Here is a 16,326-nt window from a genome sequence, read left to right as displayed (position 1 = left end):
AGCCTTTCAAACAGGACGATCAGCCGCAACTAGCCGCGCTCAGCGGTCGCCTCGTGGTCGAGTAGCGCCAACAGATAGTCACCGTACCCGCTCTTCGTCAAAGGAACCGCCAGGTCACGCAGGCGCGCCTCGTCGAGGAAGCCGGCGCGCCAGGCCACCTCTTCGACACAGCCGATTTTGAGACCCTGCCGCTCCTCGATCACCCGAACGAATTCGGCCGCCTGCATCAGCGACGTGAACGTGCCCGTGTCGAGCCACGCGGTGCCCCGGTCGAGCACGGTCACGGACAGCTCTCCGAGGCCCAGGTACGCCTCGTTGACTGCCGTGATCTCCAGCTCGCCGCGGTCGCTGGGCTTGAGCTGCCGGGCGATGTCGACCACGCGGTGGTCGTAGAAGTACAGGCCGGGTACCACGTACCGGGACTTGGGCCGCTCCGGCTTCTCCTCGATCGACAGCACCTTGCCGTCGCCGTCGAACTCCACCACGCCGTACGCCTCGGGGTTGGCCACCGGGTACGCGAAGACGCGGCCGCCTGTCGGGTCGGCGTTCTCGGCCAGCTGCTGGCCCAGGCCGACGCCGTGGAAGATGTTGTCGCCCAGGATCAGCGCCGCCGCCTCACCGGCCAGGAACTCCTCGCCGATGAGGAAGGCCTGTGCGATCCCCTCCGGCCTCGGCTGCGCGGCGTACTCCAGCCGGAGTCCCCACTGCGAGCCGTCGCCGAGCAGCCGCTGGAACTGGGCCTGGTCGTCCGGCGTGGTGATGATCAGGATCTCGCGGATCCCGGCCATGATCAGCGTAGACAGCGGGTAGTACACCATCGGCTTGTCGAAGACTGGCATGAGCTGCTTCGAGACCGCCCGGGTGATGGGCCAGAGCCGTGAGCCGGTGCCGCCGGCGAGAAGGATTCCGCGCACCAGCAGTACCTTAGCCGCCGGTTACCAGCGCCACTCGCGTAGACTCCGTGACCCGTGAGGGTCCTCGTCACCGGCGGTGCCGGCTTCATCGGTTCCGAGTACGTCCGGGAGCTGCTTCGCGGCAGCCTCCCCGTCGCCGCGCCCGCCGCGGTCACCGTGCTCGACAAGCTCACCTACTCGGGCAATCTGGCCAATCTGGACCCGGTGCGCGACGACCCGCGCCTGACGTTCGTGCACGGCGACATCTGCGATGCCGCCGTCGTCGACCAGGCCGTCGCCGGCCACGACGTGATCGTGCACTTCGCCGCCGAGTCGCACGTCGACCGGTCCATCGAGGGCGCGGCGCCGTTCGTCACGACAAACGTCCTGGGTACCCAGACACTGCTCGACGCCGCGCTCCGGCACGGCACCGGGCGGTTCGTGCACGTGTCGACCGACGAGGTTTACGGCTCGATCGAGCACGGCTCCTGGACCGAAGACTGGCCGCTCGCGCCCAACTCCCCGTACTCCGCCTCCAAGGCCGGCTCCGACCTGCTCGCCCTGGCGTACTTCCGCACCCACGGCATGGACGTCGTGGTGACGCGGTGCTCCAACAACTACGGGCACAACCAGTTCCCCGAGAAGGTCATCCCGCTGTTCGTCACCAACCTGCTCGACGGCGGCACGGTGCCGCTGTACGGCGACGGTGGCAACATCCGCGACTGGCTGCACGTGCACGACCACTGCCGCGGCATCGCGCTCGTGCAGGACAAGGGCCGGCCGGGCGAGGTCTACCACATCGGCGGCGGCACCGAGCTCACCAACTCCGAGCTCACCGGCAAGTTGCTCGCCGCCTGCGGCGCCGGCTGGGACAGGGTCACCCCGGTCACCGACCGCAAGGGCCACGACCGCCGCTACAGCCTCGACATCACCAAGATCAGCCAGGAGCTCGGGTACGCCCCCAGCATCGACCTGGAGACCGGTCTTGAGCGCACGGTCCAGTGGTACCGCGACAACCGCGCCTGGTGGGAGCCGCTGAAGCGATGACACGCTTCCTCGTCACGGGTGCCGGCGGGATGCTCGGGCAGGACCTGCTCGCAGTACTGGCGGATGCCAAGATCACTGCCCTCACCCGGGCTGAGCTCGACGTCACCGACGCCGGTGCCGTGCGAGATGCCGTGGCGGGCCACGACGTCGTGCTCAACGCCGCGGCCTGGACCGACGTCGACGGCGCCGAGGCCCGCGAGGCCGAAGCGACCGCCGTGAACGGCGGCGGGGTCGCCCACCTGGCCAACGCCTGCGCGGCGTCTGGTGCGCGCCTGGTTCACGTCTCGACGGACTACGTGTTCCCCGGCACCGCGACCTCGCCGTACCCGGAGGACGGGCCCACCGACCCGATCAACGCGTACGGGCGGAGCAAGCTGGCCGGCGAGCGGGCCGTGCTGGCTGGCGGCGGGTACGTGGTGCGGACGGCGTGGCTGTACGGGGCGCACGGGCGCAACTTCGTGTCGACCATGCTCCGGCTGGCCGGCGAGCGCGAGCACCTCGACGTGGTTGACGACCAGCGCGGGCAGCCCACGTGGTCGTACGCGCTCGCTTCCCGATTGGTGGAGCTCGGCCTCCAGGACGCCCCTCCCGGGGTCTACCACGGCACCGCGAGCGGCGAGACGACCTGGTACGGGCTGGCGCGGGCGGTGTTCGAGCTCAGCGGCCTCGACCCCGACCGGATTCGCCCCACCACCAGCGACAAGTACCCCCGTCCGGCGCCCCGGCCCGCGTACAGCGTGCTCGGACACGCGCGGTGGTCACTCGCGGGGCTGCCGCCGATGACAGACTGGAAGGCGATGCTGACGTCGTACCTGGGAGCCGGCCGTGTCTGATCTCCCTCGCGTGAGCGCCGTCGTCCTGGCGTGGCGCACCGAGCCGCTGCTGCGCCGGTGCGTCGAGGCGCTCCTGGCGTCCGTCAAGGTCGACGTCGAGGTGGTGCTCGTCGACAACGGCTGCACCAACCCCGACCTGCCGTACCTTTCCACGCTCCCCGGCGTCGTCGTGGCCGGCACCGGTGAGAACACCGGCTTCTCCGCCGGCTGCAACACGGGCGCCGCGGCGGCCACCGGCGAGTTTCTCGCGCTGGTCAACGGCGACGCGATCGTCGAGCCCACCGCTCTGGCCCGCCTCGTCGAGGAGCTCGACGACCCGACAGTCGGCATCGCGGCCGGCGCGGTACGCCTCGCTGACGAGCCCGACCTGCTCAACTCGCGCGGCAACGAGATCCACGTGCTCGGGGTGAGCTGGGTCGGCGGGTTCCGTGAACGCGACACCCGCAGCGGGCCCACCGAGACCGCCGGCGCGATGGGCGCGTTCATCCTGACCCGGCGCGCGCACTGGGAGCGGCTGGGCGGCTTCGACCCGCACTACTTCGCGTACGTCGAGGACGCCGAGATCTCCATCCGCACCTGGCGGATGGGCCTGCGCGTCGTCAACGTGCCCGACGCGGTGGCGCTGCACGGGTACGAGTTCAGCAAGGTCAGCTTCAAGTTCTACCTCATCGAGCGAAACAGGCTGATGTTCGTGACCACCGTGTGGGGTGGGCGGGCGTTGCTGCTGCTCGGAGGGCCGCTGCTGGCGCTCGAGGGCGTGATGATGCTGCTCGCGCTCAAGGAGGGCTGGCTACGCGACAAGCTGCGCGGGTACGGGTGGCTGTGGAAGCACCGGGCCCACATCCGGGCGCGCCGGCGCGAGCTCCAGGCCGAACGCCGCGTCCCCGACCGCGACTGGATGCGCGTCCTGACCGACCGCTTCGACACCCCTTTGATCAACCCCCCAGGCGTCTCAGTACTGAACGCGGCCATGTCCGCATACTGGCGCCTGGTCCGCCGCTGGCTCTAACACCCCCGCCCGCCGCCCCCTCCACGCCGCCGCCCCTCCACGCCGCCGCCCTCTGCGCGTCGACACCCCCTCTGCGCGTCGATCAAGGGCAAACGCACGTGGTTTGATCTCAGATCCGCGTGCGTTTGCCCTTGATCGATACGAATGCCCTTGATCGCCGCGCGGCGGCGGCCATAACACCGCGCCGCACGAGGCCGTGCCGGGCGTACCCCGCCCCGTGCGGACCGTGCTGCCCGCCCCCGATCAAGGGCAACCCTATGGATCAAGGGCGTGCAGTCGGGGCTAGTCGTTGGGGTTGCCCTCCAGGTCGGCTGAGGCAGCCGACGAGCTGGGCTTGTCTTCGGCGGGAGCCGGAGGTGCGGACTTCTCGTCCGAGGCGGGCTCGGTCGCCGTGGAGCCGGGCTCCAGGAGGGCGGTCAGGGCTGCCCCCGTGACGCGGCGGAACGTGCGGCCCTTGCGACGGCGGTCGAGTACCGCCACCTCGAGGTGGTCGGCGCCGATGGTGCGGGCCGCCCCGCCCTCGCCGCCGACGCTGCCAAGCGCCTTGACCGCCAGCTTCACCGCGTCGGCGAGCGACGAGTCGCCCTGGTGCGCCTCCTTGAGCACGGTGGAGATCGCCTCGGACTGGCCACCCATCGCCATCGAGCCCGGCTCGTCCTGGACCGAGCCGTCGTACGTGATGCGGTAGAGCTCGTCGGCCTCCGGGGTGGTGCCCACCTCGGCGACGCAGATCTCGACCTCGTACGCCTTCATCTGCTCGGTGAAGATGGCGCCGAGCGCGTGGGCGTACGCGTTGGCGATGGCCCGCCCGGTGACGTCGCGCCGGTCGTAGCTGTATCCGTTGAGGTCGGCCATGCGCACGCCGGCCCGGCGGAGGTTTTCGAACTCGTTGTAGCGCCCGACGGCGGCGAACCCGATGCGGTCGTAGATCTCGCTGACCTTGCGCAGGGAGGTCAGGTTTTCGGCGACGAACAACACCCCGCCCTCGTAGGTCAGCGCGACGGCGCTGCGACCCCGGGCGATGCCCTTGCGGGCGTACTCCGAGCGGTCGCGCATGATCTGCTCGGGGGAGGCGTAGAACTGCATGGCCACGGCGGGCGGCTCTCCTTCGACCTAGGGGGGCGGGCTCAGCCGCCGACGTTTTCCATGCGGCGGGCGACGACGGACTCGGCGATGGTGGCCGTCTCGGAGTCGGTGAGGCGGCGGGTGCCCTCGGCTGTCGCCGTCATCACCACCGGATAGATCTTGCGGGTCAGGTCGGGGCCGCCGGTGGCGGTGTCGTCGTCGGCGGCGTCGTAGAGCGCCTCGATGCCCAGCGTGATGGCGTCGTCGACGGACAGGCCCGGCCGGTACCGCTTCTTGAGCGCGGACTTGGCGAAGAGCGAGCCGGAGCCGATGCCGTCGTAGCCGGTCTCTTCGTAGATGCCGCCCGCGATGTCGAAGCTCCAGATCCGTCCGGCCTTGGCCGGGTCGGTGGCGCCCAGGTCGAAGCCGCCGAAGATCGGCACCACCGCGAGGCCCTGGAGTGCGGCGCCGAGGTTGTTACGGATCATGGTGGCCAGGCGGTTGGCCTTGCCCTCCAGCGAGAGCATGACGCCCTCGATCTTCTCGTAGTGCTCGAGCTCGACCTGGAAAAGCCGGATCAGCTCGATGCCCACGCCCGCGGTGCCGGCCATGCCGACCAGCGAATACGGGTCGGCGGGGTGCACCTTTTCGATGTCGCGGCTGGCGATGAGGTTGCCAGCTGTGGCGCGCCGGTCACCGGCCATGACGACGCCGCCGGCGCAGACGATGGTCACGACGGTGGTGGCGTGGGCGGACGCGAGCTCGGCCGAGTAGCCGGGCGGCAGCGGCCGGCGGCCGGGAAGCATCTCGGGCGCCGCGACGCTCAGGAACTGCGTGAAGGAGGATGTCGCCGGGGTGGAGAAGAAGTCCGGTATCCGGCCGGACGGATCGAAACCCGCTGCCACGTGGTTCCCTTCAGGTTAGGTGATCGCCTTGGCAAGATACCCGGGGCGCCCGTCGCCTGGACGGCAGGCCTCCCCGCCGTCCAGAAACGGACTTTTAGCTCACTGTCCGCCTTTTTGCACGTAGCCTCGGACGAACTCTTCCGCGTTCTCCTCCAGGACGGAGTCGATCTCGTCGAGGAGGTCGTCGACGTCCTCGGTGATCTCCGCGTGCCGCTCGGCGACCTCTGGGTCGACCTCGGGCGCGACCTCGTCGACTTCCTCGTCGCGGCGGGCCTTGCCGGACTGGGACTGACCGCCGGAGTCACGGGTAGCCATATGTGCCCCTCCTCAACATCGCTTGCAGAAAACGTACCTCGCCGGTGCGACGAAAACGCAGCGACATTCAGCTCCCGCCGGTGATGGCTTCCAGGAGGTCCTTCGCGCTGGCGCACCGGTCGAAGAGCGCGCCCACGTGCTTTCGGGTGCCGCGTTCGGGCTCCATCATCGGCACCCGGACGAGTGACTCCCGCCCGACGTCGAAGATGACCGAGTCCCAACTCGCGGCGACCACCTCGGACGCGTACTGGGCGAGGCACCGGCCGCGGAAGTACGCGCGGGTGTCCTCAGGCGGCTCGACCATGGCGGCGCGGGTCTGCTCGTCGGGCAGCAGGGTCTGCATCGAGCCGCGGGCGACCAGGCGGTGGTAGAGGCCCTTCTCGGGGCGCACGTCGGAGTACTGCAGGTCGACGAGCTGCAGCTTGTGCGACGCCCAGCCCAGCTTCTCCCGCTCGCGGTAGCCCTCCAGCAGCCGCAGCTTCGCCACCCAGTCGAGCTCGTCGGCGCAGAGCATCGGGTCGCGACCGAGCTTGTCGAGCATGCCCTCCCAGCGGGACAGCACGTCGACGGTGGGCTCGTCGGCGTCGGCGCCGTACCGGTCATCCACAAAGGACTTGGCCCGCTCGAAGTACGCCCACTGCAGGTCGAGGGCGGTGAGGCGGCGACCGTCGCGCAGCCGCATCAGGTGCTTCAAGGCCGGGTCGTGGCTGACCGCCTTGAGCTCGGAGACCGGGTCGGCGATGCCGAGGTCGGGCGTGAGCACCTTCTCCTCGATCATCGTGAGCACCAGCGCGGTCGTGCCGACCTTGAGGTACGTGGAGATCTCGGACAGGTTGGCGTCGCCGATGATGACGTGCAGCCGGCGGTACTTGTCGGCGTCGGAGTGCGGCTCGTCGCGGGTGTTGATGATGGGCCGCTTGAGCGTGGTCTCCAGGCCCACCTCGACCTCGAAGAAGTCGGCCCGCTGAGAGATCTGGAACCCGGGCTGCGACCCGTCTTGCCCGATGCCGACCCGACCCGCGCCGCAGACGATCTGCCGCGTCACGAAGAACGGTGTCAGATACGCGACGATGTCGGCGAACGGCGTCTGCCGGCGCATCAGGTAGTTCTCGTGTGAGCCGTAGCTGGCGCCCTTGTTGTCGGTGTTGTTCTTGTACAGGTGGATCTGGTGCGTGCCCGGGATCGTCGCCGCACGGCGGGACGCCTCGGCCATCACCCGCTCCCCCGCCTTGTCCCAGCGCACCAGGTCGAGCGGGTTGGTGACCTCGGGAGTCGAGTACTCCGGGTGGGCGTGGTCGACGTACAGCCGCGCGCCGTTGGTGAGAATGACGTTGGCCAGGCCGAGATCCTCGTCGGCGAGCGCCTCCGCCGGGTCGTACGCCGCACCCGAGTACGTGAACCCGCGAGCGTCGCGCAGCGGCGACTCCTCTTCGTAGTCCCACCGGGCCCGACCGCCGCGCGTCAGCTCTGGACGCGCCCCGTAAGCGTTGACCACCTGCGATGAGGTGACCATCGGGTTGGCTCCGGGCTGGCCGGGCACCGAGATGCCGTACTCGACCTCGGTTCCCATGATCCGCCGAACACTCATGCCTCGCCTACCTCACTGCCCGGGCGCCGCACCCCGCGCGCCACCCGTCGAGCGTAGTCCGCCGGGCACGCTCCGCGCCGCGAGCCACCCCACGAATAAGGCTTCGCCCCACGCTTGCCCGAACGTCACCAGGGATTCGCCGGGGCCAGGCATCATGCAGCGGCTGCGGTAGCGGTACCCAATCAAGGAGCGACGGTGAGCGAGCTGACGATGACGCGGCCTGCGGCGGAGCCTTATCCAGAGGCGCCGCAACGGCGCCTCCCGAGTCCGATGCTGTGGGGCGCGCTCGCCGTCTTCGCCGCGACGGCCACCGCCATGATCTGGACGTACGCGTCGACGCACCAGATTTTTCCGGACAGCCAGTGGTATCTGATCTATACCTACCGGATGCTCGGCGAGGACCGTGCGGGCTCCGAGAGGATCGTGCTCGACTACATCCGCGACCACGGCACCTTCAAGCCCTACGACTACCTGTGGGCCTCGAAACCGTTCACCCTCGCCTACCGGCCCAGAATGCTGCTTCCGGTGCTCTCCGTGCCGTTCGTGGCGCTGTTCGGGCCCGGTGGCATCGTGGTGGTACCCGGGATCGCGTTCGTGCTGGCGATGCTGCTGATCTACCGGTTCGCGACGGGGCACGCCTCGGTGCCGGCGGCGACCGCGGCGAGCGTGCTGGCGGTGGCCTCGCCGCTCGTCGCGAAGTGGTGCGTCGGCGGGCTCACCGACTCGCTGGCGCTGCTGCTGCACACCGCGATGCTCCTGCTGCTGCCCTGGCGCAAACCCGCCACCAAGTGGACGGTGGTGGGGCTGGCGGCGGTCACGTTCCTGACGGCGACGACGCGCACCATCACCCCGTACACGGTGGCGACCGTCGCGGCGGTCTGGTGCTGGGCGATGCTGAGCCAGCGCGAACGCTGGCGATCCTGGACCCTCGCGGCCGCGGGGGCCGCGGCCGGCGTCGTGGGCGGCGCCGTCTGGAGCAAGCTGGCGAGCGCACCGCTGAACAGCCGCGACCACTTCAAGAGCCTGACGGCGGGACAGGCGCGCACGCTGGGTGAGGCGATGCCCTGGTACCGGGAGCACCTCCCGCCCGCGTTGGCGCGCGAGGCGACGATCGTGCTCTCCAGCTGGCCGCTGGTCCTGCTGATCGTGCTGTCGCTGCTGGCGTGCGTGGTCGCGTGGCGCACCGTGGTGCCGTGGCTGGTGGCGTCCGCGTGGGTCGGTGCCGCCGCCATCTTCCTGGTGGCGCCGTTCACGACCATGTTCCGGTACGAGATACCGGTGCTGCCCGCGCTGGTGGTGGCCGCGGCTGTATTCGCGGACCGGTTAGTAACTCAGACCGTGACCGTACGCGAATAGCGGGCGCTTACCGTCCCCTTTGTTGACCGGCTGCTGGTCCTTGGTGGCCGGCCATGACACCGGGAGCTTGCCGGTGGGCTTGGCGATGCCGAAGAGCACGTCGGCTACGCCACCGCCTTCGGTGCCGGGCAACCAGGCGGCGAGCAGCGCCTGGCTTGCCGGGACGGCCAGCGGCCGGCCGGATACGAGGACCACGACGACGGGTATCCCGGCCTTATTCAAACGGCTCAGCGTCTGAAGGTCTTCCTGGTCGAGGGTGAGCCCCCCGGGGCGGTCGCCTTCGTACTCGGCGTACGGCGTCTCCCCCACCACCGCGACAGCGACGTCGTACGAGCCGTCTATGCCCTCCCCGCCACGGTCGTAGGTGACGTTCTTCGCCACCTCCCTGATCCCCGCGAGGATCGTGGTGCCCGGCGTGATCGGGCCCGATTTGCCCTGCCACGTCATGGTCCAGCCGCCGCTCTGGTTGCCGATGTCGTCGGCGTTCTTACCCGCGACGAAGATTCGGCTGTCCTTCTTGAGCGGCAGGACGTTCCCGTCATTCTTGAGCAGCACCTGCGACTGCCGCACGGCCCGCCGCGCCAGTGCCCGGTGCTCCGGTGTGCCCACCGGTGCCCGTTCCGCGTACGGATGCTCGAACAGGCCCAGCTCGAACTTCTTCGCGAGGATGCGGCGGTTGGCGTCGTCGATCCGCTCCACGGGCACCCGGCCGGCCTCCACCTCGGCGGTGAGCAGCTGCGTGAACTGCCGGTAGTCCTCCGGCACCATCACCATGTCGATGCCGGCGTTGACGCCCTGACGAACCTCCTCGGCCGTGAACCCGCGCGCTCCGTCGATCTGGTCGATGCCCGCCCAGTCGGAGACCACGAATCCGGTGAACGCCAGCTCGCCCTTGAGCAGATCGGTGATCAGATACTTGTGGCCGTGGGCCTTCTGGCCGTTCCACGAGCTGAACGACACCATCACCGAGCCGACGCCCTTGCGCACCGCCTCGGCGAACGGCGGCAGGTGGATCGCTTTGAGGTCGGCTTCGCTCAGTCGCGTGTCGCCCTGGTCGTCGCCGCCCGTCGTCCCGCCGTCACCGATGTAGTGCTTGGCGGTGGCGAGCACGTTCTGGCCCTGCAAGCCGGTGATGTAGCTAGTCATCGCGGTCGCGATCTCAGGGTCCTCGCCGAACGACTCGTACGTGCGGCCCCAGCGGTCGTCGCGGGCCACACAGAGGCAGGGCGCGAAGTTCCAGTCCAGGCCGGTGGCGGCGACCTCGTCGGCTGTAGCCCGCCCGATCTCCTCCACCAGGGCCGGGTCGCGGGTCGCGCCGAGCCCGATGTTGTGCGGAAAGATCGTGGCGCCGCGGACGTTGTTGTGCCCGTGCACCGCGTCCACGCCGTAGATGATCGGGATCTTTCGCTCACTGCCGAGTGCGGCCCGCTGGAACGTGTCGTACATGTCCGCCCAGCCCTCGGCTTCGGGGTTGGGTGGGGCCGACCCGCCACCGGACAGCACCGACCCGATCCGGTACTCGGCGAGCGCCTTCGGATCGTCCGCTACGGCCGAGCGGTCGACCTGCGTCATCTGCCCAACCTTGTCCGCGAGGCTCATCCGGCCCAGCAGATCGTCGACGCGCTCCGCGACGGGGCGGGACGCGTCCAGGTAGGCCGGGCTCTCCGTGGCGCTGTCGTCCCCGCTGGCGGCTACGGCGACGGCGGTCGCGGTCGAGGCGAGAACGACGGCCGCGACAGTCCCGACGAGCACTTTCCGCATACGCACGGATACTAGGCGGCAGCAACGGATGTCACTGCCCTGGTACGCGCATCCCCCCTTTGCCGTCGATCAAGGGCAAATGCACGTGGTTCGATCTCAAAACCACGTGCGTTCGCCCTTGATCGGCGCGGATGCCCTTGATCGGCGCCGACCGCGGCGGGCACGGCAGCGCGGCGGGCACGGCGGCGCGACGGCGCGGCGGGCACGGGCAGCGCCGAGGGTGGTGATCACCCCGGCCTGACGCGTAGGTCGAACCTGTCCGCCGCGTGGTGCTCTATGCCTCTGCGGGCCGTCGCATCCCGCTTCGCGACGTGCGCCGGGCCTGGCCGGCCCTCTGCTCGCACGGGCCTCGCCGCTGTGCCAGCAGGCCGCGCCCCGCGTCGATCAAGGGCATTCGCGTTGATCAAGGTCAAACGCACGCGCTTTGATCTCAGATCCGCGTGCATTTGACCTTGATCGACGAGGAACGCGCGAGCAGCGCGGCGAGATCGCGTCGGTCCGCCCTCCGCCGCAGATCCTGACGCCACAGCGCCGCGGCGCGAAACGGGCAGCAAGGTCGTCGCGGCCGCGGCGGACCGCGCCCCGCCAGGAGCCGGCGCAGGAGCGCGGAACGGGCAGTGAGGCGCCGCTGGGCGCCGCTGGGCGCCGCGATCAAGGGCATTCGCATCGATCAAGGGCAAATGCACGTGGAAAAGAGATCCAACCACGTGCGTTCGCCCTTGATCGACGAGGAGAGGGGCGCTCCGCGCGGGCATGGGAGGAGGCGGGCACGGCGCGCGGGCACGGCGCGCGGGCACAAGGGAGGGGCACGGCGCGCGGGCACGGGGAGGGGCGCGGCGCGCGGAGAGGGCGTGGTGAGGGCCTGAGCGGCGTGGAGAGAGGGTGGGTGTGACGCAAAAGGGGAGGCCGCCTCGCGCTACGCGCGAGGCGGCCTCCTAGAACTTGCTACAGGTACTGGCCGGTGTTGCTCACGGTGTCGATGGAGCGGCCGGCTTCGGCGCCCTTGCCGCCGGAGACCAGCGTGCGGATGTACACGATCCGCTCGCCCTTCTTGCCGGAGATCCGTGCCCAGTCGTCCGGGTTGGTGGTGTTGGGCAGATCTTCGTTTTCGCGGAACTCGTCGACGCAGGCGTCGAGCAGGTGCTGCAACCGCAGCCCCTTGCGCCCCGACGACAGGAACTCCTTGATCGCCATCTTCTTGCCGCGATCCACGATGTTCTGGATCATGGCGCCGGAGTTGAAGTCCTTGAAGTACAGGACCTCCTTGTCGCCGTTCGCGTAGGTCACCTCGAGGAAGCGGTTCTCCTCGGTCTCGGAGTACATCCGCAGGACGACCGCCTCGATCATCGCGGCGACCGTGGACTGGGCGTCGCCGCCGTGCTCGGTCAGGTCGTCCGGGTGCAGCGGGAGGCCGGTGAGGATGTACTTCGAGAAGATGTCCTTCGCCGCCTCGGCGTCCGGACGCTCGATCTTGATTTTCACGTCGAGACGGCCGGGGCGCAGGATGGCCGGGTCGATCATGTCTTCCCGGTTGGAGGCGCCGATCACGATGACGTTTTCGAGCCCCTCGACGCCGTCGATCTCGGACAGGAGCTGCGGGACGATCGTGTTTTCCACGTCGGAGGAGACGCCGGAGCCGCGGGTGCGGAACACGGAGTCCATCTCGTCGAAGAACACGATGACCGGCGTACCCTCGCCGGCCTTCTCCCGGGCCCGCTGGAAGATCAGACGGATGTGCCGCTCGGTCTCGCCGACGTACTTGTTGAGCAGCTCCGGGCCCTTGATGTTGAGGAAGTAGCTGGTGTGCTTCTCCTGGCCACGGCGCTCGGCGATCTTCTTGGCGAGCGAGTTCGCGACCGCCTTGGCGATGAGCGTCTTGCCGCAGCCCGGAGGCCCGTACAGCAGGATGCCCTTCGGTGGGCGGAGCTGGTGCTCGCGGAAGAGGTCGGCGTGCAGGAACGGCAGCTCCACGGCGTCGCGGATCTGCTCGATCTGGGTGTGCAGGCCGCCGATGTCTTCGTATCCGACGTCGGGCACCTCTTCGAGGACGAGCTCCTCGACCTCGCTCTTCGGGATGCGCTCGTACGCGTACGCCGAGCGCGGCTCGATCATCAGGGAGTCGCCGGCCCGCAATGGGCTGCCGATGAGCGTGTCGGCCAGGTGGACGATGCGCTCCTCGTCGGCGTGGGACACCACGAGCGCCCGGTCACCCGGGGCGCCGTCGAGACCTTCCAGGATCTCCTTGAGCATGACCACCTCGCCGACCCGTTCGAAGCCGAACGCGTCGACGATGTTGAGCGCGTCGTTGAGCAGGACTTCCTGCCCGCGGCGCAGCTCGTCGGTGTCGAGCGACGGTGAAACCGCCACTCGCAGCTTCCGGCCGCCGGTGAAGACGTCGACCGTGCCGTCGTCGTGCTTGGTCAGGAAGACCCCGTATCCGCTCGGCGGCTGTGCCAGGCGGTCGATCTCTTCCTTGAGCGTGACAATCTGGGCTCGTGCCTCTTTGAGGGTGCTCACGAGCCGCTCGTTGTTTTCGGTCAGTCGGGCCAGCTGCGCCTGCGTTGCCGCGAGCCGCTCCTCGAGCTGCCGGACGTGTCGGGGGCTTTCGGTCAGCTTGCGCCGCACCAGAGCGAGTTCCTCTTGAAGGAACGCGACCTGAGTGGAGAGATCGTGGGCCTCCTTCTCCCACCGTGCGGCGCGCGAATCCGCGTCGTCGCTGCGTGCCACGTCCCACCTCCCCGGGGGCTCGAACGTTCTGCCATAAACACTAACCGGTGCGAGGGCGATTCGAACCCACGCAACACCCTCGTCACCGAAGCTTGATCGTTACGGCACGGGAAACATCGGCGCGCCGCGCGGGAAACGCGGGGCAGACGTCACAGTGTCGGACGCCCGACCATCGACGCGACAAGCCGGGCGAACTCCTCCAGCCGGGCGATCTGCCCCGCCCCGCCGTCGTCGAGCGTCTTGCCAAACCGCAGCGCATCGTGGCGAACCGCCTGGTGGTCCTCACCGGGCGCGGCGGGGGCGGCGCCGGCCTCGTCCAGCGAGCTGAGCAGCAAATACACGTCGATGCTGTCGACCCTGGCTTGGCCGCTCGGGGTCCTGGTGAGGCGCCGGCGGCAGCCCACCTCGGTGACCGAGGAGAGCGGCACGACACGCAGCGAGGAGGTCATCGAGCCGGGCGGGCCGTCGCCGGGGGCCACGTCTTCGCCGTGCCACAGGATGAGGCGGCTGCCGTCGCAGACCACGACCTCCTGCCAGACGCCGTTGACCTCGTTGACGAAGCGTTCGAGGGTGAAGCCAAGCACAGTCGCCCCGCGCAGCACCCCGCCGAGGGCCTCCAGGGCAACCTCCGGGTCGCGCAGGTAGGCGCGGGCCGCCGAGTCCAGGTCCTGGTACGGCGACCAGTCGGGGAACACCGCTGGCAACTCGCCACCCCCGAACGCGGGCCTACTCATCGACGCTCGTGCCCTCCCCCCGCTGTGCCTCACGACGCAGACGGTATGCCTCCGCGCCCTTGCTCGGCTTTCGCCGGCGCGGCGGCGCGGTGACGCCGGGTGCCAGCTTGCGCGCCGAGACGAGGAACGCGGTGTGAGCGATCATACGGTGATCCGGGCGTACCGCGAGCCCTTCGGCGTGCCAGTCACGCACCAGCGACTCCCACGCGCGCGGCTCGGTGAAGCCGCCGCGCTCGCGCAGCGCCTCGACGAGCTCGGAGAGCTGCGGGGTCGTGGCCACGTATCCGATGAAGACGCCGCCGGGCACGAGCGCCCGTTCGACCAGGTCGAGGGCCTCCCACGGGGTCAGCATGTCGAGGATGATCCGGTCGAAACCGGTCTCGCCGCACTCGGCCACGTTGCCCACGTGCAGCTTCCACGCCGGGTGGGGCCCGCCGAAGAACGCCTCGACGTTGCGCCGGGCGATCGCCGCGAAATCTTCCCGCAGCTCGTACGAGTGCAGCTCGCCGGAGGGACCCACGGCCCGCAGCAGCCAGTTGCTCAGCGCGCCGGAACCGGCGCCGGCCTCCAGCACCTTGGCGCCCGGGAAGACGTCGCCCATCGTGACGATCTGCGCGGCGTCCTTGGGGTAGATCACCTGCGCGCCGCGCGGCATCGAGAGCACGTAGTCGGACAGCAGCGGGCGCAGCGCCAGGTATGCCGTGCCGCCGGAGGAGGTCACCACGCTGCCGTCGGGCAGGCCGATCAGCGCGTCGTGCTCGAGCGCCCCGCGGTGGGTGTGGAACGACCGCCCGGGCTCCAGCACGATCGTGTGCATGCGGCCCTTGGGGTCGGTGAGCTGCACCCGGTCGCCGGTGCGGAAGGGGCCCCGGTGGGCGGGCGTGAGCTCGATGTCGGACAGCGCGGTGGTCACTGGTTCATACTCCGTTTGGGCTCCAAAAGCTGTGCCAGGTCGGCGACGTGCAGAACGCCAACCACATCTTCGCCTGACGTCACGAGGTACTGCGCACCCGGGTGCGCCTGCACCGTTTTGATCACCTGCTCGCCGCTCAGGTCGATGGGCATCGCGTAGATGCCGTCGATGCCGCGCGAGACCGAGTCGACCGCAACCCACGGGCGGCGCTCCATGGGCACGGCGGCGGCCGCGGCCCGATCGACCAGCGCCACCAGCCGGCCGGCCGAGTCGGACACGCCCAGCGAGGCATCCGGACGGCCCGCGTCGTTGCCGCGCCGCTGGGCCTCCGCGAGGGGCGTGCCGGTCGGCACGGAGAACACCGGCCGCGCGAGGCGCGCGAGGTCGATCAGCGGGAACCGTCGACTGATGCGCGCCGCCCGGATGGACTGCCCGGCGCCCTGCCACAGCGTGAACGCCACCAGCAGCATGAACGCGAGGCCGAACGGCGAGAGCAGGCCGGTGGCCGTGAGCAGGGCGACCGCCAGCGCGGTGCCGATCGCGACCGCCCGGCCGACCCAGCCGGCGACCTCGGTGCCGAGGTGCCGGTCGCGGCTGACCGCCCACACGCCGGCGCGCAGCGCCCGCCCGCCGTCGAGCGGCAGGCCGGGCAGCGAGTTGAACACCGCGACCACGATGTTGCTGATCGCGAGCTGGAACGCGAGCTGGTGCGGCAGCGTGCGCTCGGGCAGCGCGGCGGTCGCGAACGCTGCCCCCACGCCGAGCACCAGCGACACGGCGGGCCCGGCGAGCGAGACCAGCAGGTCGACCTTGGGGCTGGGCGCGTCGCGGTCCATCTCGGTGTATCCGCCGAGTAGCTCCAGCGTGATCCCGCGCACACCGATGCCGTACCGGCGCGCCGTCAGCGCGTGACCGAGCTCGTGCAGCAGCACCGAGCCGAGCAGGCAGACCACGAACCCGAAGCCCACGGCGTATCCGGCGAGCTGCGACAGCTCCAGCCGGTCGCGCACGAACTCGCCGTACAACACGGTGACGAGCAGGGCGAGCAGCAGCATCGAGGCGTTCAGGTACAGCGGGACGCCGAAGACCCGGCCAAGCGTCATTCCGGGCCGGCGCTCGGTCGGTTCCTGTGCCACGCCTTCGATGCTACGGGTTGCCGGGCGCGGCGCGGCGAACTGTC

At 69.9% G+C, this 16,326-nt stretch carries 14 protein-coding genes; 4 read left to right on the top strand and 10 right to left on the bottom strand.

The features are described 5' to 3' along the window. Positions 1-29 precede the first annotated feature (29 nt). Positions 30-914: a glucose-1-phosphate thymidylyltransferase RfbA gene (rfbA, locus tag V6V89_RS12100; RefSeq protein WP_334619138.1), complete on the bottom strand. Its 885-nt coding sequence runs from the start codon at positions 912-914 to the stop codon at positions 30-32. A gap of 54 nt (positions 915-968) precedes the next feature. Here rfbA and rfbB point away from each other — a divergent pair, with 54 nt between their 5' ends. From rfbB to V6V89_RS12085, 3 genes are read left to right on the top strand one after another with little or no spacing between them, the layout of a single operon-like run. Further along, on the top strand, positions 969-1,940 hold the full coding sequence (rfbB, locus tag V6V89_RS12095; RefSeq protein WP_334619137.1) for a dTDP-glucose 4,6-dehydratase: 972 nt from the start codon (positions 969-971) through the stop codon (positions 1,938-1,940). After that, complete coding sequence (gene rfbD, locus V6V89_RS12090; RefSeq protein ID WP_334619136.1) at positions 1,937-2,773, top strand: dTDP-4-dehydrorhamnose reductase; 837 nt, start codon at positions 1,937-1,939, stop codon at positions 2,771-2,773. Before rfbB ends, rfbD begins: the two co-directional genes overlap by 4 nt. A 10-nt stretch (positions 2,774-2,783) precedes the next feature. Then, positions 2,784-3,782, top strand: a complete 999-nt coding sequence (locus tag V6V89_RS12085) for a glycosyltransferase family 2 protein (RefSeq protein WP_334619135.1) — start codon at positions 2,784-2,786, stop codon at positions 3,780-3,782. Positions 3,783-4,064: 282 nt separating this feature from the next. Here V6V89_RS12085 and prcA read toward each other — a convergent pair whose 3' ends face one another. The 4 genes from prcA to dop form a co-directional block, all read right to left on the bottom strand. Next, complete coding sequence (prcA, locus tag V6V89_RS12080; RefSeq protein ID WP_334619133.1) at positions 4,065-4,874, bottom strand: proteasome subunit alpha; 810 nt, start codon at positions 4,872-4,874, stop codon at positions 4,065-4,067. A 35-nt stretch (positions 4,875-4,909) separates the two neighbouring features. Continuing rightward, complete coding sequence (prcB, locus tag V6V89_RS12075; protein ID WP_334619132.1) at positions 4,910-5,752, bottom strand: proteasome subunit beta; 843 nt, start codon at positions 5,750-5,752, stop codon at positions 4,910-4,912. A gap of 99 nt (positions 5,753-5,851) precedes the next feature. Beyond that, positions 5,852-6,067: a ubiquitin-like protein Pup gene (locus tag V6V89_RS12070; RefSeq protein ID WP_334619131.1), complete on the bottom strand. Its 216-nt coding sequence runs from the start codon at positions 6,065-6,067 to the stop codon at positions 5,852-5,854. 67 nt (positions 6,068-6,134) lie between these two features. Next, the gene (gene dop, locus V6V89_RS12065; RefSeq protein WP_442935121.1) at positions 6,135-7,655 is read right to left on the bottom strand and encodes a depupylase/deamidase Dop; all 1,521 of its coding nucleotides are present in this window, start codon (positions 7,653-7,655) and stop codon (positions 6,135-6,137) included. A gap of 195 nt (positions 7,656-7,850) precedes the next feature. Between dop and V6V89_RS12060 the strand changes: the two genes are divergently transcribed. Further along, positions 7,851-9,011, top strand: a complete 1,161-nt coding sequence (locus V6V89_RS12060) for a hypothetical protein (protein ID WP_334619130.1) — start codon at positions 7,851-7,853, stop codon at positions 9,009-9,011. On the opposite strand, the gene V6V89_RS12055 is transcribed toward V6V89_RS12060, so the two are convergent. The 5 genes from V6V89_RS12055 to V6V89_RS12035 all read right to left on the bottom strand — a co-directional run bounded on the left by V6V89_RS12055 (position 8,979) and on the right by V6V89_RS12035 (position 16,249). Further along, a complete protein-coding gene (locus V6V89_RS12055) occupies positions 8,979-10,772 on the bottom strand; it encodes a glycoside hydrolase family 3 protein (RefSeq protein ID WP_334619129.1) in 1,794 nt (597 codons plus the stop codon). The two genes, V6V89_RS12060 and V6V89_RS12055, sit on opposite strands and share 33 nt — an antisense overlap. A gap of 945 nt (positions 10,773-11,717) precedes the next feature. After that, positions 11,718-13,499 carry a proteasome ATPase gene (arc, locus tag V6V89_RS12050; protein ID WP_334619128.1) on the bottom strand — a complete coding sequence of 594 codons (1,782 nt, stop codon included), beginning with the start codon at positions 13,497-13,499 and terminating at the stop codon, positions 11,718-11,720. Positions 13,500-13,648: 149 nt separating this feature from the next. Further along, a complete protein-coding gene (locus tag V6V89_RS12045) occupies positions 13,649-14,233 on the bottom strand; it encodes a hypothetical protein (protein ID WP_334619127.1) in 585 nt (194 codons plus the stop codon). Further along, positions 14,226-15,146, bottom strand: a complete 921-nt coding sequence (locus V6V89_RS12040) for a tRNA (adenine-N1)-methyltransferase (protein ID WP_334619126.1) — start codon at positions 15,144-15,146, stop codon at positions 14,226-14,228. Before V6V89_RS12040 ends, V6V89_RS12045 begins: the two co-directional genes overlap by 8 nt. Continuing rightward, positions 15,143-16,249, bottom strand: a complete 1,107-nt coding sequence (locus V6V89_RS12035; protein WP_334619220.1) for a site-2 protease family protein — start codon at positions 16,247-16,249, stop codon at positions 15,143-15,145. The genes V6V89_RS12040 and V6V89_RS12035 overlap by 4 nt, the downstream gene beginning before the upstream one ends. Between the last annotated feature and the right edge of the window lie 77 nt (positions 16,250-16,326).

This window comes from Micromonospora sp. CPCC 206061 (assembly GCF_036906915.1).
In the GTDB taxonomy this organism is placed as follows: Bacteria; Actinomycetota; Actinomycetes; order Mycobacteriales; family Micromonosporaceae; genus Phytohabitans.
Note: the sequence above shows the minus strand (reverse complement) of the source record. Positions and strands in the feature narration are given on the sequence as shown.